Origin of the sequence: Murinocardiopsis flavida (assembly GCF_003014485.1) — a bacterium.
GTDB classification, from domain to species: domain Bacteria; phylum Actinomycetota; class Actinomycetes; order Streptosporangiales; family Streptosporangiaceae; genus Murinocardiopsis; species Murinocardiopsis flavida.
The window spans coordinates 1-2,453 of the sequence record NZ_PYGA01000062.1 but is presented as its reverse complement, the minus strand read 5'-3'; the positions used below and the strand labels follow the sequence as shown (position 1 = coordinate 2,453).

Genomic DNA, 2,453 nt, shown 5'->3' with positions numbered 1-2,453 from the left:
CCTGTCGGCACCGGGTACACAATCCAGGTCGCCGCATCGGAGCCGATCAGCGTCACCCGCCCCGCCGCCTGCATGACATCGCCGGGCGCCCCCAGCACCACCACCGCGCCGACCACGGCCCCGACCATCCACCCCGCCCCCTGGGCGGTCAGCACCGCCTTGCGCTCGACCAGGCCCGTCCACATCATCCAGACCGCGCCCAGGATCACGACAATGGGCAGCAGGGGCCAGTAGAACGAACGGGACATTGCCAGTACCGCATCCTGGACGAACATTCCCATGGTCGCCGAGACCGCGCCGTCATGCGCCAGCTCATACACGCGGATCGTGACCAGATTAATGGTGACCGCGATTGACCAGATGAAATCCGCCATCGCCGCCACCGGCGCCGAACCCATTTTGTCCACACACGATTCCGTGACCGTGTGCCAGGTCAGCCCCGAGCCCCCGTACTCCCGATACAGATCCTCCGACAGGTAAGGGGTCGAGCCGTCCGCCCGTTTCCCCGCATCCACCTCAGAGAGCGGGATGAGCGGTTTTGCATCGTCTTTCCCAACCGGGTTGCTCAGCATCCCGGACACCCCGTCGGTTGCCGCTTCCGGCACCGGATACGGCTCACCCTCACACCCCGGCAAAGCCACAGCGACCGCCGACGGGGAAGAGAGGACCGGAAGAACGACAAGAATGGTGACGAGCAGGACGCGGCGAAGTGCACGCACGATAAACCACCGTCCGAAGATTGGGGGGAACAGGGCTAGAGGTCGCCCGGATAATGGGTCAGCGTGGACCAGTAATCCACGTCGGATTCACGCCGTTTCAAATCGCGGTATTCCTCCACCGCGATCGCGTGCTCGCGCGCCATCGCCGCCGCCAGATCGGCATCGGACGAGGTGCGGTACCCGCGCCCCACATAGGCCCAGTCACCCACCACCGCCGCACCCGAGGCCCGCGCCGAGGCCCAGACGTCCGCCCGCCCCGCCCGCACCGACTCGCCCGCGCGCCACACCCGCCGCGCCGCCCGCAGCGCCCCCAGCGTCACGGAGTAGCGGCGCGATTTGGTCGCGAAGTGGCCTTTGAAACCGAGCGTGTGAGCCCAGGACCGAAGTTTCAGGGGAGCGAGGTCGCGTCGTCCGCCGAGATCCCACGCGGTTTCGACCATCCGCGCCAGATGCGCCCCAACCTTGCGGCGCAGCCACCTCCGATGCAAACGGCGGAAGCGCGAGGCGAGCACCCCCGAGGCCCCGATGGAGTCAGAAGCCGTCTTGGTCGCGTACTTGGCCAGATACGCGGCAACGCGCCGACTGTCGCCGACCGCGCCGCCCACCGAGACGTCGGAGATATCGACCTGAGTGCCCCACTGGGCAACCCGGAGTGTGCCGTCCGGAGACGGCAGCGGCACCGCCGCCGTGCCCACCGCGCGCCGCACCGCCGAGGCCAGCAGATCGGCCGTCGCCCAGACCGGGGGAGCCACGATGTCACCGCCGCCGTCCGGGTCCACCCCATCGAGGCGCACCACGAGGTGGAGATGCACCAGGCCCCGCCGCTGGAACTCACTGACTTTCACATAGGACACGCGGAGCAGGTCACGCACCCCGGCCACCGTTACCCGGTCACCGGTCGCGTCCGAGGCCACCGGCGCCAGCGCCCGGTCAATCCCGATCCGGGTACGCCGCCAGAGTTCGCCCGCGTGCGCGTTCCACAGAACGGCCCCGGTGTAGTCGTAGCACTCAGGGCACAGCGGGGAGCCGATGACCTGGTGGTCTGTCTCATGCACCAGTCCGCAGCCTGCCGGCCGCCCGTGGGGGCAGGTCCGCCCTCTACCGGAGCGCGGACGGCAGGCTGCTCCGCCCGCGCGGTGCACCGGCCCGAACGACGGCGCCGTCAATGTGATGAACAGGCGTGGATGTGACGCGACGCTGGTCGGCACCGCGGTTTCCACCGCCGCCCCCCGCGCCCCCGTATGTGTGCCCGAGGAGGTAGCCGAGGTCCGGCCCTGAAGGCCACTCACGACGACATGCCACATGTCGCGGCGATAGGTCTCCGCGCACGACGGGCACACCGCCGCCCGCCGGTCCCCGCACGTGATCAGCAGCGTTCCGTCCGGCTGGTCCGCCGAGGAGAACGACGCCTGAACCTCTCCCGACGAAGGGTCCACTGCCGAGGCGTGGCCCGCTACCCGCACCGGACGCGAGCAGAATTTCACGCGTTCGACTTGGCGCCGCCAGGCCGGATAGTCGTCCCCCGACACCCGCGCGGCCATCGCGCGCATGCCGGGGGACAGGGTGTCGCTACTCATGCGGCCACACCGAATCGACCGTGGGCCATTCGGGGGAGTAGAGGAAGCGCCACAGGAACACGCGCAACCGGATCGCATCGATCGGGGTTCGCACCGGAGGGAGCTTGCGCCGGGCGATCGCCCGCTTGACTTCCTCAGTCAGGGAGTCCAGTTCCCG

General features: G+C 69.2%; 1 protein-coding gene and 1 pseudogene. Both read right to left on the bottom strand.

Annotated elements, in window-relative coordinates:
- Positions 1 to 719: pseudogene (locus tag CLV63_RS33010) on the bottom strand (hypothetical protein); the annotation flags it as partial.
- Between the two features lie 35 nt (positions 720 to 754).
- The gene (locus tag CLV63_RS33005; protein WP_245929325.1) at positions 755 to 2,296 is read right to left on the bottom strand and encodes a replication initiator; all 1,542 of its coding nucleotides are present in this window, start codon (positions 2,294 to 2,296) and stop codon (positions 755 to 757) included.
- Positions 2,297 to 2,453 lie beyond the last annotated feature (157 nt).